The organism is Kribbella sp. NPDC026596 (assembly GCF_040638415.1).
GTDB lineage: Bacteria > Actinomycetota > Actinomycetes > Propionibacteriales > Kribbellaceae > Kribbella.
On the sequence record NZ_JBEZYF010000004.1, the window covers coordinates 49,009 to 72,765 of the forward strand.

A 23,757-nucleotide genomic window follows, 5' to 3' on the forward strand; every position below is an offset into this window, starting at 1 on the left:
GTACGCGATGCAGTACGAGATCTCGTTGCCGACCGACTACGACATGGGGATCATTCGTCGCCGGGTGGAGACGACCGGGCATCGGCTCGACGACTTCGACGGACTCGGCCTGAAGGCGTACCTGATCCAGGACCGGGCGAACGGCGCGATGGTCAACCAGTACGCGCCCTTCTACCTGTGGAACGATCCGGCCGGGATGGGCCGGTTCCTGTGGGGTGGAGGCTTCTTCACCGCGATCTGTACATCGTTCGGCCGGCCGCCGGTGCGGCACTGGACCGGGGTCGAGGCGCTGTCCGGGCCGGCTGTGGATCAGCCGGCGTTGAGTGCCACCAAGCACACGCAGTTGCTGACTCCCGACGTGGACCCAGCGGATCCGGTGGCGGCGGCGGTGGAGACGCTCCGCGAGACGGCGGGCCTGGCGCAGGTGCACTCAGCCGCGCTGGCGGTGGATCCGACCCGGTGGGAGCTCGTTCACTTCACGCTGTGGAGCAGTGCGGAGCCGGGTGCGGTGCCGGGAACTCGGTACCAGGTCCTGCACTTATCCACACCTGGCACAAAAGACCTGCTCGGCGGCTGAAATCGCCGTATCTTCTTGGACATGAGATACCCGAGCCCGCACCTTTGACGTTCTGACCGACCCGACCGCCTCCCACGCGGCTTGTCCGCGCGCATCGTCGCCTTCGAGGCGCTGCAGGACTTCATCCCGTTGTATCCGCTGTACCAGTTGCTGTTCGCCGATCACGGACTGTCGGCGACCCAGATCTCGACGCTGTTCGTCATCTGGTCGACGACCGCGTTCGTCCTCGAGGTGCCGTCGGGTGCCTGGGCGGACACGTACTCCCGGCGCAAGCTGCTGGTTCTCGGTGCACTGATCAGCGGGCTGGGCTACGCCGCGTGGATCACGCTGCCGTCGTTCGCCGGCTTCGCGCTCGGTTTCGTGCTGTGGGGTACGTCGTCGGCGCTGATCTCCGGCACCTTCGAAGCCTTCGTGTACGACGAGCTCGCGGCCCGCGACCGCACCGACCGTTACGCGAGCCTGCTCGGCCGAGCCAGGTCCGCGTCGTTCGTGGCGAACCTCGTGGCCACCGCGTTGGCGACGCCGCTGTTCAACCTCGGCGGTTACACGTTGGCCGGTGTTGTCAGTGTCGCCAGCTGCCTGACCCAGGTAGTGGTGGCGTGGTCCCTGCCCGAAGCCCGGCCGGTGGAGACCGCTCGAGAGTCGGATGAGCCAGGCGCGAAGGCGGCCTTCACCAACTACCTTCGCATGCTGCATTCCGGTGTGACGGAGGTGTTGACCAGTCGTCTGGTCCGGCGAGCAGTGGCGCTGGTTGCGTTGCTCGGTGGATTCCTGGCGTTCGACGAGTACTTCCCGCTGCTTGCCCGGGAAGCCGGTGCCAGCATTAGTGCGATCCCGTTGCTGATCGCCGGTACGGTCGCCGCCCAGGCGATCGGCGGTGCGCTCGCGGGACCGGCGTACAAGTTGCCTGCAGCAACCTTCGCGGTTGGGCTGGCGGCGACGGCGGTGCTGATCGCCGCGGGGTCGCTCAGCCGGTCGGTCTGGGGCTTCCTGCCGATCGCGCTCGGGTACGGCGTGATGCAGCTGGTGATCGTGATCGCCGAAGCGCGGCTGCAGGACTCCATCGCCGGACCGGCGCGGGCGACCGTCACGTCGGTCTCGGGGTTCTTCGCCGAGGTCTTCGCGGTCGCGGTCTACGCGGGGTTCGCGGTGGGGTCGATCTGGTTCACGATGTCGATCCTGGTCGCGGCGCTGACGATCCCGGTGGTGCTGACGGCACTCGTCGTGCCGTTCGCGCTCCCGGCGCCGCGCGATTCGGTGAGCGCCGAAGCAACCGACACCTAGCCTCACATCATGAGCAGAGAGAGCGTTCCAACAGCATGAGGAAACAGGGTGTGCTGACTGCCGGCGCGGCCGCGGTGACGGTGGTGTTGTGGGCATCGGCGTTCGTCGCGATCCGCCACGTCGGTCAGGAGATCTCCGCCGGCGCCCTGTCCCTGGGCCGGTTGCTGGTCGGCAGTGTGCTGCTCGGCATCTTCGTGTTCACCCGGCCGCGGCGCTGGCCGGCACGGACGGACTGGAAGTTCCTGCTGATCTGCGGCCTGCTCTGGTTCGGCGTCTACAACCTCGCGCTGAACGAGGCCGAGCGCCGCCTCGACGCGGGGACGACGGCGATGCTCGCGAACATCGGCCCGCTACTGATCGCACTGCTGGCCGGCGTACTGCTGCACGAGGGATTCCCGCGTCAGCTCGTGATCGGCAGCGTCGCCGCGTTCGGTGGTGTCGTCCTGATCGGTCTCTCGTCGTCTTCGGGGACAGCCGAGACCTGGGGTGTCCTGCTTTGCCTGGTGGCCGCTGCGGCGTACGCGATCGGTGTCGTGTCGCAGAAGCCGTTGCTCGCCCGGCTGCCCGCGCTCGAGGTGACTTGGCTGTCCTGCCTGATCGGTGCGGTCGCGTGCCTGCCGTTCGCGCCGACGCTGGTCCGGGATGCGGGCGACGCCAAGCCTTCGACCATCTGGTGGGTGGTCTTCCTCGGTGCGTTCCCGACCGCGATCGCCTTCACGACGTGGGCTTACGCGCTGGCCCGGACCACGGCCGGTCGAATGGGGGCTACGACGTACCTGGTTCCGCCGCTGACGATCTTCCTCGGCTGGCTCCTGCTCGACGAGAGCCCGGCGCCGCTGGCGTACCTCGGCGGGGTGCTCTGTCTGATCGGTGTCGCGATCTCCCGTTATCGGCGGCGAGCCGTGGCGGCGACTCCCGCTGTGAAGGTGGACAGTCCGGATTCGAAGCCGCTGTCGAAGTCGTAGGCGAGCCCTTCGGAGCCGAGCTCGCCGACGATGCGGGTGAGGATAGGCGCCTTGCCTGCCGGCAGCCCGTCGACTCGGGTCAGCAGATCGGGAGCCAGCTCGAACGTGTCTGCGCGGACCGATGCCTCGCCGAGACTGAAGCCGTGGATGAAGTCGATGAGCGTATTCGCCGCCTCGAAGACTTGCCGCGGTGACAGCCCGGCCCGGTCGAGCGCGCGGTAGAACGGCTCCATCGTGACCACCACGACGTCCGACACCGCCGAGGTGTCCGACAGCACCTGCAGGGCGAGGTTCGGATGGGCCCGGAGCGCGTTCCGGTAGGCCCGCGCGGCGTCCTTCAGCTGTTCGTCCCATGGCACGGTGTCGCCCGGGTCGGGGTACTCGAGCCCTGCGAACACCAACTCCGCGAGACCGGCCAGGACGGCAGCCTTGTTCGGCAGGTGGTGGTAGAGCGACATCGGGTTGACCTCGAGCGTCGCGGCGAGCCGGCGCATGGTCAGCGCGTCGATGCCCTCGTCGTCGACGATCCGCAGCGCCGCGGTCAGGATCGCCTCCCGGCTGAGCCGCTCCTCGCCGGCCCGGGGCCGTCCGGAGCGCTTGCCAGGGTTAATCATACGTCGTATGGTACATAACCATACAGTGTATGGAAAAGGAGGAGGCGGCATGAAGCCGTTGGCGGGGAAGGTGGCGCTGGTGGCCGGCGGGAGCCGGGCGGCAGGGCGGGGGATCGCGGTCGAGCTCGGCGCCGCCGGTGCGACGGTTTACGTGACCGGCCGCAGCACCCGGGCCGGGCGTTCCGAGATGAACCGGCCGGAGACGATCGAGGACACCGCGGAGCTCGTCGACGCGGCCGGCGGCCACGGCATCGCCGTACCAGTCGACCATCTCGTGCCCGAGCAGGTACGCGACCTGATCGACCAGATCGAGCGTGAGCAGGGCGCGCTGCATATCCTGGTGAACGACATCTGGGGTCAGCACGGCGAGCCCGAGTGGGACAAGACCGTGTGGGAAAGCGACCTCGAGGGCGGCCTGCGGTTGCTGCAGCTGGGCGTACACACCCACGCGATCACCAGCCACTACGCGCTGCCGCTGCTGATCAAGTCGCCCGGCGGCCTCGTCATCGAGATGACCGACGGGACGAACGACTACAACGCCGACCACTACCGCGTGTCATTCTTCTACGACGTCGCGAAGGGCGCCGTCAGCCGGATGGCGTTCGCCCTGGCCCACGAGCTCGCCCAGTACGACGCAACCGCCGTACTGCTCACCCCCGGCTGGCTGCGCTCCGAGGCAATGCTCGACGGCTTCGGCGTGACCGAGGCGACCTGGCAAGACGCGACCGAACGCATCCCGCACTTCGCGATCTCCGAAAGCCCGTCGTACGTCGGCCGCGCGGTAGCCGCCCTCGCTTCCGATCCCGACGTACGCCGCTGGAACGGCAAGTCCACCTCCAGCGGCGAACTGGCCCAGCTTTACAACTTCGCCGACCTGGACGGCACCCGCCCCGACGCCTGGCGCTACATCACCGAAATCCAAGACCCCGGCAAACCAGCCGACACCACCGGCTACCGCTGAAGCCGGCATTCGGCCGGACCACGTCGCCAGCTGACGGCTACCGCTGAAGCTGGCAGGCAGACCACGTCGCCAGCTGACGGCTACAACTTGTAGGGCGGACAGACGACGTCGCCGGCGCCCGCCGCTGCAACCGGCCGCGCGTCTGCCGACAGGGCCGCATGCGGATGTGAGGCTGCGATCGGGATCCCCAGCGTCGCCGCCATCGCGAGCACCTCTCGCCGCGACGTCACGGCCACCGCCGGATCCCGCTCGTACACATAGGTGAGCTCAGGCCACCGAGCCTGCGCGGGATGCACGAGCACATCACCCCCGAGCACCGCCCGCTCCGTCACCACCGACTGATGTCCAGGCGTATGCCCCGGCGTCGGCACCAACCGCATCCCCCGCAACGCGGTCTCCCCTTCCACCACCCGCAACTGCCCCGCGTCGACGATCGGCCGCATCATCCGCTCGTACGTCACCCCACCCCGCACGTGCTCGATCTCATCCCGCTGCACCACGTACTCCGCCCGCGGAAACATCGGCATCGCCCCATCCGCAGCCCACCCCACGTGATCCAGATGCACGTGCGTCAGGACCACCGCATCAACCTCATCCACCCCCACACCAGCCAACCCCAACAACCCCGGCAACCGCCCCGAAACCCCCAACCACTCCCCAGCCTCACCCCCAGCCGGCCCCACCCCCGCATCCACCAACACAACCCCCGAATCCCCACTCACCAAGTAACTATGAAAATGCAGCCACCACCCATCCCCCCGCACGTTCCCCGGCATCACGTCAGCAGTCCACCCGGCATACTCAGCCGTCCACCCAGGCAACGCATCCGAAACCCCCTCCGGAAACACCGCCACCGCATCACAGAGCACCGTCACATCCATCCGCAACCTCCCGTCACCCGACCCACGGCCGCTCAGCTGCCCAGCCGCTGGGAAAGCCCAGCTCATGAAGACCGCGTCCGCAGGCAGTGATCTCCTCGCTCAGCAATCCGCTGACCTGCGCCGCCCAGTGCGGTCCTTGGCCGACGCGCGCCAGCAGGAAGGCGACGATGCACAGTGTCGAGTAGATCCGGAAGTGCGACACCTCACGATCGGCCAGATGATCCAGGTCCGGGATCGAGCGCAGATGGCTCGGCGCGATCTGATCGACGAGGTTCCTGTTCCACAGCCGAGAATGGTGGGCGCACACATTGCGAACGTAGTTGAGCACCCGCAACCAGTTGGCCAGCGCGCCGCCGTTGCCTTCGCCGTGCTGATCCAGGATGTCCAGCCTGGCCGCGATCTCGTTCCGATCTGACGACTTGAGCCCTTGGAACAGGTAGCTCATCGAGCCGAAGTCCAGGATCTCGGTCATCACCCAGACAGGGAGCCGCCCGTCGTACTTGTGCTGGAAGTGCAGGACGAAGTCCTCCGACGACCTGGTCTGTGCGGCCAGCATCTTCCGCAGCCATCGGTCGTAGGTGCTTGGCCGGCCGCCGCTGGACTGGGTGAAGCGACCGTCGAGATTCCCTGCGTCCAAGTGCGCATAAGCCCCACGTCGTCCGAGCGTGAATCCGATCAAGACGCGAACACCGATCTCGATCCGCTCGAGAGCGTCGAGGACGTGCAGTTTCAGTCGGCGATCGGCGTCGTACAGCCTGACCACCTGGCGGAAGGTGGTGCCCTCGACGAACTGGTCGTCACGGTCAGGGCCGTCGAGGCGGCGGCGGTAGGAGTACCAGTAGCCACTCAGGCGGTAGTAGCCGATGGCGCGTAGTAGGTGCTCCGCTTCGGGCTCGTTGTCGACGATCAGTCCTCGGCTCTTCAGCAGGCTGACTTGGTCGGCGAACGCGAGGTGGGGCTTGGTGTAGGCAGTCACGGAAATCCCCCAGGAACAAAAGAAAACCAGCCCGTGCCTTGAGGGGCAGAGGGGCTGGCCGTGTTGTGAACAAGCATACACCGATGGCTTGTCCACGTGCGGCAGGAAATCCAGGACTGTGGATATCAGGGCACGAGCATCCAGGTCGCGAGGGTGGCCATGAGTACGGCTATGGCTGTGTCGAGGAATTGCCAGGAGCGGGGGCGGGCGAAGAGGGGGGTTAGTTTGCGGGAGAGGAAGCCTAGGGTGAAGAACCAGGTGAAGCTGGCGGTGACGGCGCCGAGGCCGTAGAGCCAGCGGCCGTCGGTGCCGCGTTGGTTGGCCAGGGAGCCGAGCAGGACGACGGTGTCGAGGTAGACGTGCGGGTTCAGGTAGGTGAATCCGAGGCAGGTGAGTACGACGCTGCGGAGGGCGGCGGGGGCGTGGTCGGCGGGGCTGATGGAGCCGGGGTTGAGGGCTCGCTTCGCGGCGAAACCGGCGTACAGGAAGAGGAACGCGGCGCCGCCGAACTTGGCGATGTCGAGGGCCAGTTGGCTGCGGGTGAGTAAGGCGCCGAGGCCGGCGATGCCGCCGGAGATCAGGAGCGCGTCGGACAGCGCGCAGGTGAGGACGACCGGCAGTACGTGTTCACGGCGCAAGCCCTGACGGAGCACGAAGGCGTTCTGCGCGCCGATCGCGACGATCAGGGTCAAGGACGTGGCAAAGCCGGCGAAGAGGGGCATGTCTTCGACGGTAGGAAGTTTCAGCTGTACAAACCAGCTAAAGATTCTCACGTACCATTAGGATTGCTTCATCATGCAGTTCGACTCCGCGCAGCTCGAGACGTTCGCGGCCGTCGTCGACGAAGGCAGTTTCGACGCGGCCGCCCGGCGTCTGCAAGTGACGCCGTCCGCGGTCAGTCAGCGGATCAAGGCCCTGGAGAGCCGGCTCGGCCAGGTCGTGGTGATGCGCGGGAAGCCTGCGCGACCGACCGAGGCCGGCCAGGCGTTGCTCCGGCTCGCCCGCCAGGTCTCGTTGCTCGAGCTCGAGGCGATCACCGCCGTCCGCGGCACGGTTGACGCGCTCCGGCTCCCGATCGCGGTGAACGCGGACTCGCTCAACAACTGGTTCCTGCCCGCCATGCTCGACCTGTCGCAGAACCATGACGCCAGATTCCTGGTTCACCAGGAGGACGAGGAGCACTCCGCCGAGTTCCTCCGCAACGGCACGGTCCTGGCCGCGGTGACCGCCGATCCACGGCCGGTCCAGGGCTGCCGCGTCGTACCGCTCGGCAAGATGCGGTACCTGCCGGTCGCGACCCCCGAGTACGCCGAACGCTGGCTGACCGGCAAACCGCTGGCCGATGCCTTGGCGGACGCACCGATGATGGTGTTCAACGCCAAGGACATTCTCCAGCACCGCCTGATCCGCAAGGTCACTCGGCGGAAGCTCGATCCACCGACCCACGCGGTCCCGGCGCCCGGTGCCTTCCACCAGGCCGTCCGGATCGGGCTCGGCTGGGGAATGATCGAGGATGAGGTCGCCGAGCCCGAGCTGGCCGCCGGCCGCCTGGTGGATGTTGCCCCAGGCAAATACATCGACGTGCCGTTGTACTGGCAGCACTGGAAACTCGAGTCCGGCATCCTCGACGCGCTCACGGCCGCGGTGCTGCGGGCCGCTGCGACTGGTCTTCGTACGTCCTGAGGTCGATCGCGTTGCCCACCTTCAGCGGCAACTCGTCGATCAGCTTCCGCCACGGCAGGTACGGCAGCATCCGGAAAGTGAGGTTCCGCAGCGCCGCGAACCACTTGCTCCCCGGGATGAACCACCGTGCACCGTCCACGCCCTGCTTCTGGCTGGCCGCAGCGAACCCCCGCATGCGTACGTCGTACTCCTCGAAAGCGCGCACGTGGTCACCACCGGCCGTGTGCAACTCACCGGCGAGAACGTAGGCACCGACGATGGCGAGGCTCGTACCCATCCCGGACAGCGGTGAGGCGCAGTAGCCGGCGTCGCCGACCAGCGCGATCCGGCCGCGGGAGTAGCTGTCGAGCTTGATCTGACTGATCGAGTCGAAGTAGAAGTCCGGCGCGGTCCGCATGCCCTCGAGCAGTCGCGGCACCTCCCAGCCGATCCCGGCGAACTGCTCTTCGACGATCTGCTGCTGCGCGGCGATGTCGCGCCGGTTGTAGTCGAGTGGCTCGGACGCGAAGTAGAACAACGCCTTCGCCTCGGTGTTGTCGCGAGCGCTGTAGGTGCCGACGGTCTTGCCTGGGACGTTGAGGATCCGCCCGGTGTGATCGAGATCGAGGTGGTTCTCGACGGTGCACACCGAGGCGTAGTACCCGAGGTCGTGGACGTACGACGACTCTGGGCCGAACGCCAGCCGCCGGACATTCGAGTGCAGCCCGTCCGCGCCGATCACGAGATCGAACCGCCGGCGCAGCCCGCTCTCGAACTCCACGTCGACCCCGTCCGAGTCCTGCGTCAGCTCAGTGATCGAGTCGTCGAACAGGTACTCGGTGGTCTCGGCGGTCGCTGAGTACAGGATGTCGACGAGGTCGCCGCGGAGGATCTCTAGCTCACCGCTGAACGCCTCGACCGACGTGGTCGCCGCCGGCTTGCCGGACTCCTTCACGTACACCATCGACCCCATCCGGGTCGCCCGCGCCTCGACCGCGGGCAGGATGCCCATCCGCTCGAGCACGGTCATCGACGCGCCGCGGAAATCGACCGCATAGCCGCCGGGCCGCGGCGCCGGAGCGCGCTCGACCACGGTCGGGGTGGAGCCGTACCGGTGCAGCCAGTACGCCAGGGCCGGGCCCGCCACGCTCGCGCCGGAGATCAGAACTGTGGTCATCGGAAGCCTCCTCAGGAAGTTGGTGCGACGACTGTACGACGGTCTTAGACAAATGTACAAGACGCTCGTATGAGACGACCGTGCTAGGCTTCCGGCATGGGAAACCGCGAGGCGCTGATCGAGGGCGCGAAGACGTGTCTGCTGCAGAAGGGCTACAGCCGGACCACCGCGCGCGACATCGCGACCGAAGCCGGGGTCAGCCTGGCGGCGATCGGCTACCACTTCGGCTCGAAGGAAGCGCTGCTCAACGAGGCGATGCGTGAGGCACTGATCGGGGATTGGGCGGCCGCGGTCGGTGGGGCGATGGCGACCCGGGCGGCCGGCGGTGGGCCGCGCGAGCAGTTCGTCGCGACCTGGGGGCAGATCGTCGAGAGTCTGGCCGATCCACGGATGAAGGCGTTGTGGGCGACCCAGTTCGAGGTCCTCAGCCTCGGTGGGAGCATGCCCGAGCTGGTGGCCGAGCTGTCGAAGATGCAGGGTGAGGCGCGTGAGGGTCTTGCGCAGATCTTCGGCGGTGTCGACGCCTCGGCCGGACCCGAGACCGTGCAGGCGGTTGGCTCGTTCCTTCAGGCGCTGCTGCTCGGTGTCGTGGCGCTGAACATGTTCGACCCCGACAGCGCTCCGACCGGAGCCGAGCTGGCCGCCTCGATCCGCCAGGTTGCGGACCGGCTCGAAGGCTAGCCCCAGCGGACCGGCTCGAGGGTCAGTCCCAGCGCATTGCCATCGGGTTGTCCGGCGGGATGACACCGGCGGACATCAGCGTTGCGCTCAGCGGGTGCACCAGATCGTGCAGCTCGGCGGTCAGTTCGTCGCCGAGCGCTCGCCAACCCTGCTCGGCCAGCGCGTCCGTGGTGTCCTCGACCTGCTGCCGCAACGCTCGCCCGGCCTCCGTGAGCGCGCCGGCAGAGTCGAGCAGCCCACGATCGCGCAGGTCGTCCTCAGCGGCGGTCCAATCCTCATCGCTCCACCGCCGGTTGACCTGGAAGACCTCCCTGGACGGGCCACCCGCGGCGGAGATCGTCACGCACGCCTGACACGGGCTGAGGGCCGCGCCGACCAGCGCAGCCACATGCCCGTCACCCCGGGACTCCCGCAGGATCGTCGTCGCCTGCCACACCACCAGATGTGGTTCGTCCGGCCATTCCAGCGCCGCGTTAGCCGCGGCGATCGGTCGCCCGCCGACAGGCGCCAGCTCGGCAGCCCGGCGAGCCACCTCGGCCGCGCGACCGAACGAGGCGCTCGGGAAGAGACGCCGTACGGCGCTGTCGACGGCCGACAACCGTGCGTCGAGCAGCTGTTCCGGAGTCGCATAGCTCCAGGCATCCGGCAACGCACGAGCGACCATCGCCGGGTGGAAGTTGTAGAACACCGCGGCGACGAGTGCCGGTCCAACCGGACCGAGAGGAGCTGCCCGGCAACCGAAGTAGCTCATCCAGCCACCCTTCAGGCCGAGCGCGTCCGTGGCCTGCCTGGTGTCCGGCGAGAAGTACGTGATCGCGTGAAACGGCTCAAGCGCCTTCCACATCCGGCGAGCCCGGTTGTCGGTCATGGGGCCTCCCGGCCTGGACTGAGGAGTGGAGGGAGCGAAGCGACTGGAGCGACGAGGGAAGGCCGGGAGTAAAAGCCCCATGACCCCGCCGGCGCCGGAGGCCCGGCCATTAGCGCAGTGGTTTGTACATCACGTGCAGACCGACGTACCCGAGCTTGGGGTGGTTGAACGCCTCGGGGACGGTGCCGGCGATGCGGAAGCCGAGGGTCTGCCAGAGGTGCACGGCCGGCTCGTTCGTCTCCACCACGGCGTTGAACTGGATCGACCGGAAGCCCTCACGGCCTGCCCACGCGATCATGTCCTCGCAGAGCAACCGGCCGACACCCTTGCCGCGGGCCGCACCGTCGACCATGAAGCTCGCGCTGGCGACATGCGCGCCGGGGCCTGGCCGGTTCGGATACATGTTGGCGCTGCCCAGAACGGTGCCGTCGGCATCGACCGCAACCGTGGTCCGGGCCAACGCCGAACTCGACGGCGACATCCACAGCGCCCGCGCCTGCTCCTCGGTGAGTTCCGGATCGTAGGTGTACGTCTCGCGCGCGGTGACGATCTCGTGAAAGAACGGCCAGATAGCGGGCCAGTCAGCGTCGGTAGCAATCCTGATCTGCACAGTCATCGTGCGAGAAGCATCACCCGTCAGAGACCGGATGCCAAGTGGATTCCCGATAGGCTGTCTGAGGATGACAAACACCGTGGTTCAAGGGCTGCCGCGCTGGAGTCTGGCCGTGCCCCCGCTCGCTTTCGTTGTCCTGTTGGTGTCCTGGGGCCGTGACCTGGGCACGGTGCTGCTGATCCTGGTCTGCGCCGGGCTCGGCGCGGCGGTGATCGCAGCGGTCCATCACGCTGAAGTCGTCGCCCATCGGGTCGGTGAACCGTTCGGCACCCTGATCCTCGCGCTCGCCGTGACCGTCATCGAGGTCGCGCTGATCGTCACGCTGATGGCGTCCGGCGGTGACAAGGCTGCGTCGCTCGCCCGCGACACGGTGTTCGCCGCGGTGATGATCACCTGCAACGGCATCCTCGGACTGTCTCTCGTTGTCGGCTCAGTGCGGCACCACGTCCAGGAGTTCCGGGTCCACGCCTCCAGCAGTGCACTGGCCGTGATGACCGCGCTCGTCACGCTGAGTTTGGTGCTGCCGACGTTCACCACGAGCGCGCCGGGTCCGCAGTTCAGTCCGCCGCAGCTCGCGTTCGCCGGCGTCACGTCCTTGATCATGTACGGCGTCTTCGTCTTCGTGCAGACGATTCGGCACCGGGACTACTTCCTCCCGGTCCAGTCGGACACCGACGCCGCCGAGGACGAGGAGGTGCACGCCCACGCGCCGAGCGCGAAGGTCGCGCTGGCCAGCCTTGGCTTGCTGTTCGTCTGCCTGATCTCAGTGGTTGGTCTGGCCAAGACGGTCTCGCCGAGACTGGAGTCGGCGGTCGAGTCGGCCGGCGCGCCGCTGGCTGTCGTCGGTGTCGTGATCGCGCTGCTGGTGCTGCTGCCGGAGACGGTTGCCGCAGTACGCGCGGCTTTGCGGAACCGCCTCCAGACCAGCGTCAACCTGGCGCTCGGCTCGGCGCTCGCGAGCATCGGCCTGACCATCCCGGCGATCGCGGTCGCGTCCATCTGGCTGAGCGGACCGCTCGTGCTGGGGCTTGATGGCAAGGAACTGGTGCTGTTCGCGCTGACCGTGGTGACCAGCACACTCACCCTCGCCACCGGTCGGGCCACGCTGCTTCAGGGCGCCGTTCACTTGATGGTGTTCAGCGCGTTCCTGTTCCTCGCGGTAAGCCCTTGAGGTAGTCGATCACCGCTTGCTGGTGATTGTGCTCGGCCCAGCCCAGCGCGTTCCCGCCGTACGACGGATCACGCCGCTCCGGGTCTGCACCGAGCTCGATGAGCTTCTTGACCGTGTCCAGGTGACCGTTGATCGCGGCCTGGTGGATCGGCCCCGATCCGCCCATGATGTCGAGGTCGAAGCCGAGGTTCCGCAACGGTTCCAGCGCCTCGGTCCGCCCGATCTCGCCCGCCCGGATCGGCAGATAGGGATTGCGTGCGACGGCCCGCGCCGCGAGCTCAGGGCTGACGTCCGGGGTCTCGCCTCGCATGATCGCGGCGAACACCTCGTGGACCTCGTCCAGCGGAGCCGCACCGCGAGCGCGCAGCAGCTCGGCGATCTCGGTGTGCCCTTGTACGGCGGCCAGCTCGTACGCGCGATGCCCGCAGAACACCGGATGTTCGGTCCCACGCCCCTCCGGATCGGTGCCCTGGGCAAGTACTAGCTCGACCCGATGGAGGAGGCCGGTCGAGGATGCGAAGACCAGTTCGTCCTCGAGGAGCTGCTGAGGTGTCGGGTGTGCGGTCGTCATCCGCTCGTGCCACGGACCGCCGTCGCCCCGGCCCAGTCCGTACTCGAGCAGGAGCTCCAGGTGCACATCGTCGTACGGCGGGGGAGCCCCGGGACCGCAGTTGTACATGGTCTGGCTGTCGTTCGGATCGGCGCCCGCCTCCAGCAGCAGCCGGGCGAGCTCGACCCGGTCGCGATGCGGTGGCTGATCGCCTTCACCTCGGCCGAATACGCCGGTCAGGGCTGTGAAGGGCGACGGCAAGCCCTGCCACAGGTAGCCCGCGTTCGGATCCGCGTCGTGCTCGAGCAGCAATCCAGCGATCTCGACCTGATGGGGTGCGTCGAGGCGGCTGTAGGTGAGATACAGCAACGGTTCCCACCGGTACGGTCCGCCTTCTGTCCGCGCGTGCTGTGGAAGCTCCGCCCGTACGGCGTCCAGCTCGCCGGCCACCACCTTCGTGTAGATGTTGCTCTGGGCAACCTCTGGGAACCGGTCCAGGAGATCCCGGGCGGATTGCTGCCGGGCCGGATCGTCCTGGCCGTAGTGCAGTGTCGCCAGCCGGAGGAACTCGTCAGCGCGTTGCTCCGGGGTGTCGAGCGGCCCACCGATCGTCTGGCGATGCGGGGAGCGGCTGTACTTGTCGACGAGCTCGAGATGGCGCACGATCCGCGGCCAGCTGGGGAATCCGTAGCTGCGGGCGATCACCAGCTGCGCGTCGGCCAGCGACTGCACGGGATGGAACTCGTCGGCCAGGGCAACGGCTTCTCGGTCGCCGGATTGGACCTGCTTGAGCAACGTCTTGGCCTGCTTGCGCAGGTGCTCCAGGTTCGGGTCGTCCGGGAGATTTCGGGTCGGCATCGCGACCTCCTCTCTACGAGCCTGCTGTCCGCGTCGTCAGGCGAGAAAGGAGGTGAACATATGCCACACCGCTCCGTGAACAGGTGGGCTGAGCCCTTCCCGCGGACCGGTGGCACCCTGCGTGCCTACCCGGAAGCCTAACCGACTAAGGCTTTTCCATCCACCACTCGATGAACTCGTGCGCCCGGTCCCGGTCGAGCCGGATCACCCACAGGTTGCTGAACTCACCCGGCGGATCGGTCTGGTACGTCGTCCAGCCGCGCACGAACCCGACTCCGTCACCGAAGCCGAGCACCTCGTACTCGAACAGCGACTCACCCGGAGCGTCGGCGACTTCCAGCCAGGCCTGCACGATCGCATCCCGACCTAAGACCGGCTCCTCGTCCGGGCGCCGGTACCACGCGGCGTCCTCGGTCCAGAGTGCCGCGATATCAGCCGGATCGTTGGACTCCCAGGCCTTGCGGTACCTCGCCACCCACTTGTCGAGGTCCTTCTCCTTCATGAGATTCGGCGGTGGTTGAGAACGATCGCGGCCGGGGTCGCCAGGACTTCGGGGTGTTCGCGCGGATCCGCGTCGTACGTGACGAGGTTGCCGTCGCCGGACAACCCGAGGTAGTCCTGCGCTCCGGTCGACGCGGCCACCAGCGCCTGGCTGACCGTCAGGCCGTGCTTCACCAGTAGATCGATCTCGCCGGCGACGGTCCCGACGACATCGGATCCGGTCAGCACGCGAACGCCGTACCGATCGGCGAGCTCGAGCATCGACGCGAGGTACTCCGACTTGGCCTGGCGTCGCTTGACCTGCTCCGGCGTGGCGTCCGGCCGCGCGCCGACGGAAGCGCACAGTGTCGGCGTCCACGCGCCGCCGCGAGCGCCGAGAACTTCGAGGTCCTGCTCGGTGATCGACGTACCGTGCTCGATCGAGTCGACCCCGACGCGGATCAGGTCGCTGACGATCTCGGTATTGGTGTGCGTCGCGACCCGGGCGCCGCGGTCGTGGGCTAGCTCGACGACGGCCCTGACCAGCTCGGTCGGGTAGGTCTGCTCCATCGGGCTGTCCCGGATCGGGCCGTCCGGGCCGACCGCCGGGAAGTCGGCGACGAGCTTCAGCCAGGTGGCGCCGTCGTCCAGTTCGGCGCCGACCGCGGTGAGCAGGTCCTCCGGCTCGACGGGCTCGTGCATCCGCGAGAAGTAGCGACCGCTTGGCGCGAGGAATCGTCCGGCCGCGAGTACAACGGGACGGGCGTCGTCTTGGGTGGCCGCCAGCTTCAGGGTGACCGAGCGGTCCCCGCCGACGTCGCGGACCGCGCTCACGCCGGCGGCGGCGAGTTGCCCGAGCCGCTCACTGGCGAAGTCGGCCCCGAACAACCGCGGGCCTAGCTCGTCCGTCCCCACGGTCAGGTGGCAGTGCGAGTCCACCAGCCCCGGTACGCCGAACCGCCCGGGCAGCAGGTCCGTGGCACCCGTCGCGTCCGTGGTGCCGAACTCGAGCCGGGCGGCGTCACCGGCTGGGAGGACGGTTCCTTCGAAGACCCAGGTCGTCATGGTCGCCATCCTGCCGCAGCAGGAGACCCAGCTCACGTTCTCGATGACTTGAACATGTTCAAAATGTCGCCGTACGCTCGGATCGACGATGATTTGAACGTGTTCAAGAAGTGGGGACAAGATGAACCTGAACGTGACGACGTACCTGATCTACCTGCTGGTCGCGGTGCCGCTGACGATCTGGGTGGCCCGGACGCTGAGCCGGAACGGCCGGATCTTCCTGGTCGACGTGTTCCATGGCAACGAGGACTTCGCCGACGCGGTGAACCGGCTGCTGGTGGTCGGGTTCTACCTGGTCAACCTCGGTTTCGTGACGTTGTTCCTGCGCAGCGGCAGTGCGGTACTCGACGCCCGCGGGGTGTTCGAGCAGCTGAGCGTGAAGCTCGGCACCGTGATGGTCGTGCTCGGCGTGCTGCACCTGTCGAACGTCTGGATCTTCAACGCGATCCGCCGCCGCAGCCGGATGGAGCAGATGACCACCCCGCCGGTCCCGCCGAACGACATCGTTGCGACCGCTCCCTTGACCATGACCGAGACGGCCCCCCGCTACGGCTACTGAAGGCCGCGTTGATCATGCAAGAGCTGACCGTTCTGTACGACGCGCACTGCGGTCTGTGCCGCCGCTTCAAGGACTGGCTGGCGGCACAGCGGCCGGCGCCGAACGGGAGGGGAGGGGTGGTGCGCCTGCGGTTCGTCGCGGCGGGGTCGACGTACGCGCGGGCGCTCTACCCGTCGCTGGACCATGAGGCGACGCTGCGGGAGGTGACGGTGGTCGCCGACGACGGGTCCGTGTACGTCGGCGACCGGGCGTGGATCGTGTGCCTGTGGAGTACGTGGGAGCACCGGCACACCGCCGTACGGCTGGCGAGTCCGGCCATGCGGCCGGTGGCGCGGGCGATGGTCCAGGCGGCCGCGGGGCTGCGGCGCTTGAACGGAGGTGACTACGCTGACCGATGTGACGGACAGTGCGACCGCCAAGGGTGAGCAGACCCGGGAGCTGATCCTGTCGACGGCGCTGCGGTTGTTCCGCGAGCAGGGGTACGGCAAGACGACGATGCGCGCGATCGCCACCGAGGCGGGGGTCTCGGTCGGCAACGCGTACTACTACTACGGCTCCAAAGAGCATCTGATGCAGGCGTACTACGACCACCTGCAGGTGCAGCACCGTGAGGCCGTCGAGTCGATCCTGACGACGGAGAAGGCGTTCGTGCCGCGGATGACCGGCGTACTCCGGACGTGGCTCGACGTGGCCGCGCCGTACCACGAGTTCGCCGGCACCTTCTTCAAGACCGCGGCCGATCCGAAGAGCCCGCTCTCACCCTTCAGTGAGGAGTCCCAACCCGCCCGTGAGGCAAGCATCGAGGTCTTCCGCCGAGTCGTCGAAGGCTCAGACCTCAAGCTCCCCGCCGACCTGAAGGCCGAGCTCCCCGAACTCCTCTGGCTCCTCCAGATGGGCATAGTCCTCTTCTGGGTCCACGACAACAGCGAGGACCTACGCCGCACCAAAACCCTGATCGACCGCTCAGTCCCCCTCGTCGACCGCCTCCTGAGGCTCACCCGAATCCCGGGCGTCCGAGGCGTAGTAAACGACGTCGTCGGCCTGATCCGCTCGATCAAACCCTGAGCTACTCGCCGGTTGTGCCGTCGATGGTTTCGCGGAGGAGGTCGGCGTGGCCGTTGTGGCGGGCGTATTCCTCGATCATGTGGATGTAGAGGTAGCGGACGGAGTAGTCGCCCTCGTGGTTGGGGCGGGTGAAGGTGTCGTCGAGGGTGTAGCGGGCGGCTAGTTCGTCGGAGGTTTTGACGGTCTGGCGGTAGTCCTCGAGGTCCTGGTCGGCCTGGCCCGGGTCCGCGAGGTCGAAGTCGCCGTCCGGGTGCTCGGCGGTCCAGAACTTCGGCTCGGACGGCTGCTGGGCGAGGGCGCGGTGGAACCAGTACTTCTCGACCTCGGTCAGGTGCCGGACCAGGCCGATCAGCGACATGCTGGACGGGTCGACGGCGCGCTGGACGAGCTGCTCGCCGGTGAGGCCGGAGACCTTCCACAGGAGCGTGCCGCGGTGGAAGTCGAGGAAGCCCTGCAGAAGTTCGCGTTCGCCGGCAGCGGTGGGCGGATCCACCCGGAACTGTGTCGTCACGAGCCAGAACCTAGTCCATGTGACGAGCGTCCCGTGAAACAACTGCTGGGGACTGGACCCGCGTGCCGTAGACTGTGCGTGACGGCCCGCCCAGTTCTGCCTCGGGCCGGAGAGCGCAAACACCTTGCGCCAGCAGTCGACCACCACGCGCCGCGGCACCTACTACAGCCGCGCCGGGCAGGACGACCCACGACTTCCTTTGGAGCATTGCATGGCGGCCAGCCGCCCCACGTCTACATCCCCCCAGAAACAATCCCCTTCCCAGCAAGCAGGTGCTGTCCAGCAATCGGGTCCTTCCCAGCAGTCCGGTCCGCGGAGCTCGACAGACGCCCCGCGCGGTGGATCGGCGCAACCGCGCCGCCGCAGCCGTTCCGGTGCCCGACGCAACAAATCCGCCGCCGGCGCCCCGCTCTTCAGCCCGCCCGCCGACAACGGCAAGCGGCAGCCGAAGGTTGCTGACAGCAACGAGTCGGTCACGTACGACGAGGTCGCGACGCTCGTTGTCCCGGACGACCTCACGTTCGCGGATCTCGGCGTACCCGAGTCTTTGGTGGCCGCTCTTGCGACCACCGGCGTGACGAAGCCGTTCCCGATCCAGGCGGCGACGTTGCCGGATTCGCTGGCCGGCAAGGATGTTCTCGGCCGCGGCCGGACCGGATCGGGTAAGACCTACGCGTTCGTCCTGCCGGTGCTGGCTCGCCTCGCGGCCAGCCGGACCAAGCGCCGCCCGAACCACCCGCGCGCGCTGATCCTCGCCCCGACCCGCGAGCTGGCGACCCAGATCCAGGCGTCGATCACGCCCCTCGCCGACGCGCTCGACCTGCGCACGATGACGGTCTTCGGCGGTGTCGGTCACGGCCCGCAGATCAACGGCCTGCGCAAGGGTGCCGACATCGTCGTCGCCTGCCCGGGCCGGCTCGAGGACCACGTCCAGGCCGGGCACGCGAAGCTCGACGCGGTCGAGATCACCGTCCTCGACGAGGCTGATCACATGGCGGACCTCGGCTTCCTGCCCGCGGTACGCCGGATCCTCCAGGCGACCCCGTCGACCGCCCAGCGGCTGCTGTTCTCGGCCACGCTGGACGCCGGCGTCGACGTACTCGTCCAGCGCTTCATGACCGACCCGGTCACGCACAGTGTCGACTCGGCGCAGTCGCCGGTGTCCAAGATGACGCACCACGTCCTGCACGTGAAGGCCGACACCCGGCTGCCGGTGCTCGTCGACCTGACCGCCGCGCCCGGACGTTCGCTCGTCTTCACGAGGACGAAGTACGGCGCCAAGGCGTTGACCAAGAAGCTGATCGCCCTGGGTGTTCCGGCTGTCGAACTGCACGGGAATCTGTCGCAGGGCGCCCGTACGCGGAACCTGGAGGCCTTCTCGGCCGGTACGGCGAAGACGCTGGTCGCCACCGATATCGCGGCGCGTGGGATCCACGTCGACGACGTCGCGCTGGTCATCCACGCCGACCCGCCGATCGAGCACAAGGCCTACCTGCACCGGTCCGGGCGGACGGCTCGCGCGGGTGCCGAGGGTACGGTCGTCACGCTGATGACCGACGACCAGGTGCGCGATGTCCGCGACCTGACCCGCAAGGCCGGTATCGCGCCGACCATCACGAAACTCGCCTCCGGCGATCCGCTGCTGACCGAGCTGGCCCCTGGCGAGCGCACCTTCGTCGAGCCGGCGGCCAAGCCGGTCGAACAGGAGCGTGGCGCGGGATCGGGCGGTCGTGGCGCGGGCGGTCGTGGTTCGGGCCGGGGCAACCGCCGCCGGCGCGCCTCGGGCTCCGCTCCGCAAGCGACCGAGCAAGGCTCAGCCCGCTCGGGATCAGCCAAATCGGACCGGTCATCCCAGTCGGCCCCGTCGGGTCGCTCGTCCCAGCCGTCTCGTGGAGCGCGGGGCGCGGGCCGTTCCAAGGCCCGCGCGGGCTCGGGCGGGTCGAAGACCTACACCACGAGCACCCCGGGATCGACGAGTCGTCCAGCCGGTGCCGCAGCGTTCTCCGCGGGCTCCCGCGCCGGCACCTCCCGCCGAGGCCGCTGACCTCATCGGACGTGCCGGTCGGCCTCACCGCCGGCCAATCGGCGCACTGCTCGAGCTGAAGGCCCAGTCATTGCGACTGGGCCTTTCGCGCGCGGTGGGCGCGGACTCGGCCGCGGGTGGCGCAGGCTGGGTTGGGACACCAGCGGCGGCGCCCGGTGGTGTCGATGAAGACGCCTCGGCAGTCGGACTCGGAGCAGGCGAAGAGAAAGGCGCGCTCCGGGCCGGTCAGCTGATCCACCGCCTGCCGCGCGATCCGTTCGAGTGCATCGGTGGTGGTCGCCGGGCGACTGCGAACCAGCCGGTCGGTCACGATGAGCCTGACCTGGCCGGAGTCGAGGAATCGGCCGAGCGCCTCCACCTGCCCGGGGTCGGGCGCCACGCCGTCGACGGTCGCGAGCGCGATCGGCCGCAGCGTTTCGCGGAGGTCCCACGCCGCCTGCAGGTCCGCCGCCCGTACCGCACGCGCCGGCCGCAGCTCGACCTGCTCCAACCACTCTGTGAACCGCTCGACCGTCGGGATCCGCTCCACCGGGTGCTCCCCGAAGTGCGTTCCCCGCGTGGCCAGCAGGTTCAGCCACGTCGCGCCACAGTCCAGCCGGAACTCCATCCGATCGACCACCTGGACATCGTAACGCCTCACCCGTTACGTTGGTAACGGTTCAACCGTTACAGGAGGATGCGATGCAGGACGCCGGCGACCGCAGCGTTCGAGGAGGAGTCGTGATCCGCACCGTCCTGGGTGAGCTGCGGCCGGAGGCGCTAGGTGTCACCGACTCCCATGACCATCTGTTCTTTCGTTCGGCGGTGCTGCCCGGGCAGGAGCTGGACGACGAAGCCGCCGCGGTCGCTGAAGTCGAGGCGTTTGCGGCGGCCGGCGGACAGGCGATCGTGCAATGGACGCCGTACGGACTGGGTCGCCAGGCTGAACTGTTGCCCGGAATCTCAACCAGCACGGGGGTTTCGCTGATCGCGGCGACCGGACTGCATCGGCGGGAGCACTACCCGGAGGGCTTCGTCGACAAGGTGCGGGATGATCTCGCCGAGATCTTCGTGCGTGAACTGACCGTTGGTATCGGCAACAGTTCGGTCCGGGCCGGACTGATCAAGGTCGCCGGCGGGTTTCACGTCCTGGATGCGCACGCGGAGTTGGTGATGCGGGCCGCGGCCGAGGCTCACCACCAGACCGGTGCGCCGATCGCGATCCATCACGAGCTCGGGTCCGCGGCGGACGCCGTACTGGATCTGCTGGTCGACGAGCTCGACGTACATCCGGCGGCAATGATTCTCGGGCATCTCAACCGGTTCCCGGATCACCGTGTGCATCTCGAGTTGGCCGCGCGGGGTGCATGGCTGGCGTTCGACGGGCCGTCGCGGGCGAACAACGCGACCGATCCCCAGCTGCTGGACTGCCTGGCCGCGCTGGTCGACGCCGGGTACGCCGATCGGCTGCTGCTCGGCGGTGACACGACGACGGCGCGAGCCCGTGCTGCGACAGGTGAAGGTCCCGGTATGCCGTACTTGCTCACACACCTCCGACCCAGGATCGAGCGTCACCTGGGCGCAGAGGTAGCGGCGGCCGTCTTCAGGACTAATCCCGCGCGAGCGTTCGCTGTCGACTGGCGAGGCTGACGGCGGGTCGCGGGTTGTACCGGCCCGGCGACTGTACGGTTCCGCCATGAGCGAGCGAAGCGAGGTCATCATCAAGCAGAGTGCGTCTTGTGCCTCAGCCGCGCCCGGAGCGAAGCGAGGACGTGGATGAGCGTGATCGCGCAGGTCTTCGTGGTGCTGGCCGGGCTGTTTCATGTCGCGGTGTTTGCGATGGAGAGCCTCCTGTTCCGCAAGCCGAGCACCTACAAGCGGTTCCTGGTCAAGGACGAAGCCGAGGCCGCAGCGACCGCGCCGTGGGCGTTCAACCAGGGCTTCTACAATCTGTTCCTGGCGATCGGCGCGCTCGGCGGTCTGATCTGGGGCGGCGACAAGGGACACGCCATCGCGCTGTTCGCGTGTGCGTGCATGGCGGGCGCCGGCATCGTGCTCGTCGCGTCCGACCGGCGGATGGTCCGCGCCGCCGCGACCCAGGCCGGCCCGCCGATCATCGCATTGGTGCTCGCCGCGATCCTCTGATGGGCTTGACTTAAAGTCCACTTGATGTCCGAAGGTTCTCGGCATGACCACCACTGCCGAGCCCGGAACCGCACCGGCCACTGATTCAGGCGGCGTACTCGCACCGCAGTACCGGGCACTGACGGTCGGGATGGTCGCGCTGATCACCCTGGTCGCGTTCGAGTCCCTCGCCGTCACGACCGCGATGCCGACCGTCGCGCAGGCGCTGGACGGACTCAGCCTGTACGCGCTCGCGTTCGGCGGCCCACTTGCCTCCGGTGTGGTTGCAATGGTGGTCTCCGGAACTTGGAGCGACCTCAAGGGCCCGACCCGCCCGCTCTGGCACGGGACCGCATGGTTCCTGGCCGGTCTGATCATCGCTGGGCTGGCTCCGAGTATGGAGGTCCTGGTCGCCGGCCGGATCATCCAGGGCTTCGGTTCCGGCTTGCTGACAGTCGCCCTGTACGTCGTCGTCGGGCAGCTGTACCCGGCCCGGTTGCGCCCGCGGATCTTCGCCGCCTTCGCGACCGGCTGGGTGGTCCCATCACTGGTCGGTCCCGCGATCGCCGGACTGATCGTCGAGCACACCAGTTGGCGGATCGTCTTCCTCGCCGTACCGGCGATGGCGATCCCGGCCGCGCTCGTGATGCGGCCCGGTCTGGCCCGCGGGAGTGCTCACGAGGCACGGCCGGGACGGCTTTGGGACAAGCGGGCCATGTTGGCGATCGCGGCCGCGGTCGGCGTCGGCCTGCTGCACTACGGTGGCCAGCAACGCGGCGTACTCCAGCTTGTCCTGCTCGGGGTCGGGTTGGCCGGCGTGATCGCGTTCGCGCCGCGGCTGTTGCCGAGTGGGACGTTCACGTTCGGACGCGGCTTGCCGTCGGTGGTTGCTTTGCGCGGTCTGGTTGCGGCAGCTGGCTTCGGCGCTGAGGTGTTCCTGCCGCTGATGCTCACCCGGGAGCGCGGCCTGTCCCCGGCACTCGCGGGGCTGGTGCTGACCGTGAGCGCTCTGAGCTGGACCGCCGCCTCCTGGTACCGCGGCCGCCCGAACCAGCCGTTCTCGCACGCTGTCTTCCTGCAAGCCGGCATGGTCTTGATCCTGCTCGGCATCGTCACCGCGGCGTTGACGCTCAACTCACAGGTGCCGGTCGTCGTCGGCATCCTGGGCTGGAGCCTCACCGGGCTCGGCATGGGTACGGTCTTCCCGACGCTGTCCGTACTGGTCCTCGAGTACTCGGAGCGCGATCAGCAGGGCGCGAACAGTTCCGCGCTGCAGCTGAGTGACTCGTTGGCCACGGCAACGGTCCTGGCGGTCGGCGGGTCGCTGTTCGCCGCACTCGAGCCGCATTCCGCGATGACGGCGTACCTGGTGGCCTTCGGGCTCCCGGCTCTGCTCGCGCTGCTCGGCGTACAGGCGGGCCGGCGGACTGCTACTCCTTAGAGCCCGTCACGGCGATGCTGGCGCCGAGGCCGATGATCATCAGGCCGCCGGTGCCGCCGACCAGCTCGAGCCGGCGCGGTGAGCGGGCGAACCACTCGCGGGCGGTGCCGGCGACGACGGCCCAAACGCTGTCGGAGCAGAGCGCGATCAGGATGAAGATCAGGCCGAGGACGAGGATCTGGGCCGAGGCCGGGGTGCTCGCGCCCTTGTCCACGAACTGCGGCAGCACCGCGGCGAAGAAGACCGCGGTCTTGGCGTTGGTGAGCCCGACCAGGAAGCCCTGCCGGAGCGTCCGGCGGGTGGTGCCCGGCTTCACGCCGCTTGTCATCGCCTCGACCAGCGACTTCCGGGTCCGGAACGCGTGCACGCCGAGATAGATCAGGTACGCCGCTCCCGCCAGCTTCACGATGGTCAGGGCGATGGCGCTGGCCGCGATCAGGGTGCCGAGACCGAGCGAGACCAGGACGAGCAGCACCGACGCGCCGACGGTGTTGCCGACCATCGTCAGCACCGCCTCCCGCCGCCCGACCGCGAGCGCCCGCCCGACGATGAACAGCACACTCGGCCCGGGCACGACGATGATGATGAACGCGGTGATCGCAAACGCGACCAGATGATGAGCGGACGGCATCCCCCCAGAGTAAGTGCGAC

27 protein-coding genes are annotated in these 23,757 nt (G+C 68.1%); 14 read left to right on the forward strand and 13 right to left on the reverse strand.

The annotated features are described in order from the left end of the window. Positions 1-7: 7 nt before the first annotated feature. From AB0E63_RS04280 to AB0E63_RS04290, 3 genes are all read left to right on the forward strand, one after another. Positions 8-577 carry a DUF4865 family protein gene (locus tag AB0E63_RS04280; protein ID WP_360361651.1) on the forward strand — a complete coding sequence of 190 codons (570 nt, stop codon included), beginning with the start codon at positions 8-10 and terminating at the stop codon, positions 575-577. A gap of 81 nt (positions 578-658) precedes the next feature. After that, positions 659-1,861, forward strand: a complete 1,203-nt coding sequence (locus AB0E63_RS04285; RefSeq protein ID WP_360361141.1) for an MFS transporter — start codon at positions 659-661, stop codon at positions 1,859-1,861. Positions 1,862-1,896: 35 nt separating this feature from the next. Beyond that, complete coding sequence (locus tag AB0E63_RS04290) at positions 1,897-2,826, forward strand: DMT family transporter (RefSeq protein WP_360361143.1); 930 nt, start codon at positions 1,897-1,899, stop codon at positions 2,824-2,826. Here AB0E63_RS04290 and AB0E63_RS04295 read toward each other — a convergent pair. Then, a complete protein-coding gene (locus AB0E63_RS04295; RefSeq protein WP_360361146.1) occupies positions 2,748-3,440 on the reverse strand; it encodes a TetR/AcrR family transcriptional regulator in 693 nt (230 codons plus the stop codon). The genes AB0E63_RS04290 and AB0E63_RS04295 overlap by 79 nt on opposite strands. Before the next feature lie 49 nt (positions 3,441-3,489). On the opposite strand from AB0E63_RS04295, the gene AB0E63_RS04300 reads away from it, so the two are divergent. After that, a complete protein-coding gene (locus AB0E63_RS04300) occupies positions 3,490-4,401 on the forward strand; it encodes an SDR family oxidoreductase (protein ID WP_360361149.1) in 912 nt (303 codons plus the stop codon). Positions 4,402-4,481: 80 nt separating this feature from the next. On the opposite strand, the gene AB0E63_RS04305 is transcribed toward AB0E63_RS04300, so the two are convergent. The 3 genes from AB0E63_RS04305 to AB0E63_RS04315 all read right to left on the reverse strand — a co-directional run bounded on the left by AB0E63_RS04305 (position 4,482) and on the right by AB0E63_RS04315 (position 6,980). Beyond that, a complete protein-coding gene (locus AB0E63_RS04305; RefSeq protein WP_360361151.1) occupies positions 4,482-5,348 on the reverse strand; it encodes an MBL fold metallo-hydrolase in 867 nt (288 codons plus the stop codon). Beyond that, positions 5,296-6,258: an Abi family protein gene (locus AB0E63_RS04310; protein ID WP_360361154.1), complete on the reverse strand. Its 963-nt coding sequence runs from the start codon at positions 6,256-6,258 to the stop codon at positions 5,296-5,298. The genes AB0E63_RS04305 and AB0E63_RS04310 overlap by 53 nt, the downstream gene beginning before the upstream one ends. Positions 6,259-6,383: 125 nt before the next feature. Further along, positions 6,384-6,980, reverse strand: a complete 597-nt coding sequence (locus AB0E63_RS04315) for a LysE/ArgO family amino acid transporter (protein ID WP_360361157.1) — start codon at positions 6,978-6,980, stop codon at positions 6,384-6,386. Positions 6,981-7,053: 73 nt separating this feature from the next. On the opposite strand from AB0E63_RS04315, the gene AB0E63_RS04320 reads away from it, so the two are divergent. Continuing rightward, positions 7,054-7,941, forward strand: a complete 888-nt coding sequence (locus AB0E63_RS04320) for a LysR family transcriptional regulator ArgP (protein ID WP_360361160.1) — start codon at positions 7,054-7,056, stop codon at positions 7,939-7,941. Here the strand turns inward: AB0E63_RS04320 and AB0E63_RS04325 are convergent. Then, the gene (locus AB0E63_RS04325) at positions 7,892-9,097 is read right to left on the reverse strand and encodes an FAD-dependent monooxygenase (protein WP_360361163.1); all 1,206 of its coding nucleotides are present in this window, start codon (positions 9,095-9,097) and stop codon (positions 7,892-7,894) included. The genes AB0E63_RS04320 and AB0E63_RS04325 overlap by 50 nt on opposite strands. 96 nt (positions 9,098-9,193) lie before the next feature. Here AB0E63_RS04325 and AB0E63_RS04330 point away from each other — a divergent pair, with 96 nt between their 5' ends. Continuing rightward, positions 9,194-9,778, forward strand: coding sequence for a helix-turn-helix domain-containing protein (locus AB0E63_RS04330; RefSeq protein ID WP_360361166.1), 585 nt, complete (start codon positions 9,194-9,196; stop codon positions 9,776-9,778). A gap of 22 nt (positions 9,779-9,800) precedes the next feature. Here AB0E63_RS04330 and AB0E63_RS04335 read toward each other — a convergent pair whose 3' ends face one another. Continuing rightward, positions 9,801-10,646: a hypothetical protein gene (locus AB0E63_RS04335; RefSeq protein WP_360361169.1), complete on the reverse strand. Its 846-nt coding sequence runs from the start codon at positions 10,644-10,646 to the stop codon at positions 9,801-9,803. Between the two features lie 109 nt (positions 10,647-10,755). Continuing rightward, positions 10,756-11,262, reverse strand: coding sequence for a GNAT family N-acetyltransferase (locus AB0E63_RS04340; RefSeq protein WP_360361172.1), 507 nt, complete (start codon positions 11,260-11,262; stop codon positions 10,756-10,758). A 64-nt stretch (positions 11,263-11,326) separates the two neighbouring features. On the opposite strand from AB0E63_RS04340, the gene AB0E63_RS04345 reads away from it, so the two are divergent. Then, on the forward strand, positions 11,327-12,430 hold the full coding sequence (locus tag AB0E63_RS04345; protein ID WP_360361175.1) for a calcium:proton antiporter: 1,104 nt from the start codon (positions 11,327-11,329) through the stop codon (positions 12,428-12,430). Here the strand turns inward: AB0E63_RS04345 and AB0E63_RS04350 are convergent. The 3 genes from AB0E63_RS04350 to AB0E63_RS04360 all read right to left on the reverse strand — a co-directional run bounded on the left by AB0E63_RS04350 (position 12,396) and on the right by AB0E63_RS04360 (position 15,383). Further along, a complete protein-coding gene (locus AB0E63_RS04350; RefSeq protein ID WP_360361177.1) occupies positions 12,396-13,838 on the reverse strand; it encodes an ankyrin repeat domain-containing protein in 1,443 nt (480 codons plus the stop codon). The genes AB0E63_RS04345 and AB0E63_RS04350 overlap by 35 nt on opposite strands. Positions 13,839-13,983: 145 nt before the next feature. Continuing rightward, positions 13,984-14,340, reverse strand: coding sequence for a nuclear transport factor 2 family protein (locus AB0E63_RS04355; protein ID WP_360361180.1), 357 nt, complete (start codon positions 14,338-14,340; stop codon positions 13,984-13,986). Beyond that, positions 14,337-15,383 carry an amidohydrolase family protein gene (locus AB0E63_RS04360; RefSeq protein ID WP_360361183.1) on the reverse strand — a complete coding sequence of 349 codons (1,047 nt, stop codon included), beginning with the start codon at positions 15,381-15,383 and terminating at the stop codon, positions 14,337-14,339. The genes AB0E63_RS04355 and AB0E63_RS04360 overlap by 4 nt, the downstream gene beginning before the upstream one ends. A 121-nt stretch (positions 15,384-15,504) precedes the next feature. Between AB0E63_RS04360 and AB0E63_RS04365 the strand changes: the two genes are divergently transcribed. The 3 genes from AB0E63_RS04365 to AB0E63_RS04375 are packed head-to-tail and all read left to right on the forward strand — an operon-like array spanning position 15,505 to position 17,007. Beyond that, complete coding sequence (locus AB0E63_RS04365; RefSeq protein ID WP_360361186.1) at positions 15,505-15,942, forward strand: hypothetical protein; 438 nt, start codon at positions 15,505-15,507, stop codon at positions 15,940-15,942. A 14-nt stretch (positions 15,943-15,956) separates the two neighbouring features. After that, positions 15,957-16,367, forward strand: a complete 411-nt coding sequence (locus tag AB0E63_RS04370; RefSeq protein ID WP_360361189.1) for a DCC1-like thiol-disulfide oxidoreductase family protein — start codon at positions 15,957-15,959, stop codon at positions 16,365-16,367. Further along, positions 16,339-17,007 carry a TetR family transcriptional regulator gene (locus tag AB0E63_RS04375; protein WP_360361192.1) on the forward strand — a complete coding sequence of 223 codons (669 nt, stop codon included), beginning with the start codon at positions 16,339-16,341 and terminating at the stop codon, positions 17,005-17,007. Before AB0E63_RS04370 ends, AB0E63_RS04375 begins: the two co-directional genes overlap by 29 nt. Before the next feature lies 1 nt (position 17,008). On the opposite strand, the gene AB0E63_RS04380 is transcribed toward AB0E63_RS04375, so the two are convergent. Beyond that, the gene (locus tag AB0E63_RS04380) at positions 17,009-17,518 is read right to left on the reverse strand and encodes a DinB family protein (protein WP_360361195.1); all 510 of its coding nucleotides are present in this window, start codon (positions 17,516-17,518) and stop codon (positions 17,009-17,011) included. A 211-nt stretch (positions 17,519-17,729) separates the two neighbouring features. Between AB0E63_RS04380 and AB0E63_RS04385 the strand changes: the two genes are divergently transcribed. Further along, positions 17,730-19,562, forward strand: a complete 1,833-nt coding sequence (locus AB0E63_RS04385) for a DEAD/DEAH box helicase (RefSeq protein ID WP_360361198.1) — start codon at positions 17,730-17,732, stop codon at positions 19,560-19,562. A gap of 67 nt (positions 19,563-19,629) precedes the next feature. Here AB0E63_RS04385 and AB0E63_RS04390 read toward each other — a convergent pair whose 3' ends face one another. Next, entirely contained in the window at positions 19,630-20,181 is a 552-nt protein-coding gene (locus AB0E63_RS04390) for a CGNR zinc finger domain-containing protein (RefSeq protein WP_360361201.1), read from the reverse strand. Between the two features lie 101 nt (positions 20,182-20,282). Here AB0E63_RS04390 and AB0E63_RS04395 point away from each other — a divergent pair, with 101 nt between their 5' ends. The 3 genes from AB0E63_RS04395 to AB0E63_RS04405 all read left to right on the forward strand — a co-directional run bounded on the left by AB0E63_RS04395 (position 20,283) and on the right by AB0E63_RS04405 (position 23,106). Beyond that, positions 20,283-21,191, forward strand: a complete 909-nt coding sequence (locus tag AB0E63_RS04395) for a hypothetical protein (protein ID WP_360361203.1) — start codon at positions 20,283-20,285, stop codon at positions 21,189-21,191. A gap of 126 nt (positions 21,192-21,317) precedes the next feature. Next, on the forward strand, positions 21,318-21,686 hold the full coding sequence (locus AB0E63_RS04400; RefSeq protein ID WP_360361206.1) for a DUF1304 domain-containing protein: 369 nt from the start codon (positions 21,318-21,320) through the stop codon (positions 21,684-21,686). A gap of 43 nt (positions 21,687-21,729) precedes the next feature. Beyond that, a complete protein-coding gene (locus tag AB0E63_RS04405) occupies positions 21,730-23,106 on the forward strand; it encodes an MFS transporter (protein ID WP_360361209.1) in 1,377 nt (458 codons plus the stop codon). Here AB0E63_RS04405 and AB0E63_RS04410 read toward each other — a convergent pair. Beyond that, on the reverse strand, positions 23,096-23,737 hold the full coding sequence (locus AB0E63_RS04410) for a LysE family translocator (protein WP_360361212.1): 642 nt from the start codon (positions 23,735-23,737) through the stop codon (positions 23,096-23,098). The two genes, AB0E63_RS04405 and AB0E63_RS04410, sit on opposite strands and share 11 nt — an antisense overlap. Between the last annotated feature and the right edge of the window lie 20 nt (positions 23,738-23,757).

What these genes read in the sequence shown, in the direction of transcription:
- AB0E63_RS04280 (WP_360361651.1), top strand. Translation starts at nt 8, where the DNA reads ATGCAGTACGAGATCTCGTTGCCGACCGACTACGACATGGGGATCATT.
- AB0E63_RS04290 (WP_360361143.1), top strand. Translation starts at nt 1,897, where the DNA reads ATGAGGAAACAGGGTGTGCTGACTGCCGGCGCGGCCGCGGTGACGGTG.
- AB0E63_RS04295 (WP_360361146.1), bottom strand. Translation starts at nt 3,440, where the DNA reads ATGATTAACCCTGGCAAGCGCTCCGGACGGCCCCGGGCCGGCGAGGAG.
- AB0E63_RS04300 (WP_360361149.1), top strand. Translation starts at nt 3,490, where the DNA reads ATGAAGCCGTTGGCGGGGAAGGTGGCGCTGGTGGCCGGCGGGAGCCGG.
- AB0E63_RS04305 (WP_360361151.1), bottom strand. Translation starts at nt 5,348, where the DNA reads ATGAGCTGGGCTTTCCCAGCGGCTGGGCAGCTGAGCGGCCGTGGGTCG.
- AB0E63_RS04315 (WP_360361157.1), bottom strand. Translation starts at nt 6,980, where the DNA reads ATGCCCCTCTTCGCCGGCTTTGCCACGTCCTTGACCCTGATCGTCGCG.
- AB0E63_RS04320 (WP_360361160.1), top strand. Translation starts at nt 7,054, where the DNA reads ATGCAGTTCGACTCCGCGCAGCTCGAGACGTTCGCGGCCGTCGTCGAC.
- AB0E63_RS04325 (WP_360361163.1), bottom strand. Translation starts at nt 9,097, where the DNA reads ATGACCACAGTTCTGATCTCCGGCGCGAGCGTGGCGGGCCCGGCCCTG.
- AB0E63_RS04330 (WP_360361166.1), top strand. Translation starts at nt 9,194, where the DNA reads ATGGGAAACCGCGAGGCGCTGATCGAGGGCGCGAAGACGTGTCTGCTG.
- AB0E63_RS04335 (WP_360361169.1), bottom strand. Translation starts at nt 10,646, where the DNA reads ATGACCGACAACCGGGCTCGCCGGATGTGGAAGGCGCTTGAGCCGTTT.
- AB0E63_RS04340 (WP_360361172.1), bottom strand. Translation starts at nt 11,262, where the DNA reads ATGACTGTGCAGATCAGGATTGCTACCGACGCTGACTGGCCCGCTATC.
- AB0E63_RS04345 (WP_360361175.1), top strand. Translation starts at nt 11,327, where the DNA reads ATGACAAACACCGTGGTTCAAGGGCTGCCGCGCTGGAGTCTGGCCGTG.
- AB0E63_RS04350 (WP_360361177.1), bottom strand. Translation starts at nt 13,838, where the DNA reads ATGCCGACCCGAAATCTCCCGGACGACCCGAACCTGGAGCACCTGCGC.
- AB0E63_RS04355 (WP_360361180.1), bottom strand. Translation starts at nt 14,340, where the DNA reads ATGAAGGAGAAGGACCTCGACAAGTGGGTGGCGAGGTACCGCAAGGCC.
- AB0E63_RS04360 (WP_360361183.1), bottom strand. Translation starts at nt 15,383, where the DNA reads ATGACGACCTGGGTCTTCGAAGGAACCGTCCTCCCAGCCGGTGACGCC.
- AB0E63_RS04365 (WP_360361186.1), top strand. Translation starts at nt 15,505, where the DNA reads ATGAACCTGAACGTGACGACGTACCTGATCTACCTGCTGGTCGCGGTG.
- AB0E63_RS04370 (WP_360361189.1), top strand. Translation starts at nt 15,957, where the DNA reads ATGCAAGAGCTGACCGTTCTGTACGACGCGCACTGCGGTCTGTGCCGC.
- AB0E63_RS04385 (WP_360361198.1), top strand. Translation starts at nt 17,730, where the DNA reads ATGGCGGCCAGCCGCCCCACGTCTACATCCCCCCAGAAACAATCCCCT.
- AB0E63_RS04400 (WP_360361206.1), top strand. Translation starts at nt 21,318, where the DNA reads ATGAGCGTGATCGCGCAGGTCTTCGTGGTGCTGGCCGGGCTGTTTCAT.
- AB0E63_RS04405 (WP_360361209.1), top strand. Translation starts at nt 21,730, where the DNA reads ATGACCACCACTGCCGAGCCCGGAACCGCACCGGCCACTGATTCAGGC.
- AB0E63_RS04410 (WP_360361212.1), bottom strand. Translation starts at nt 23,737, where the DNA reads ATGCCGTCCGCTCATCATCTGGTCGCGTTTGCGATCACCGCGTTCATC.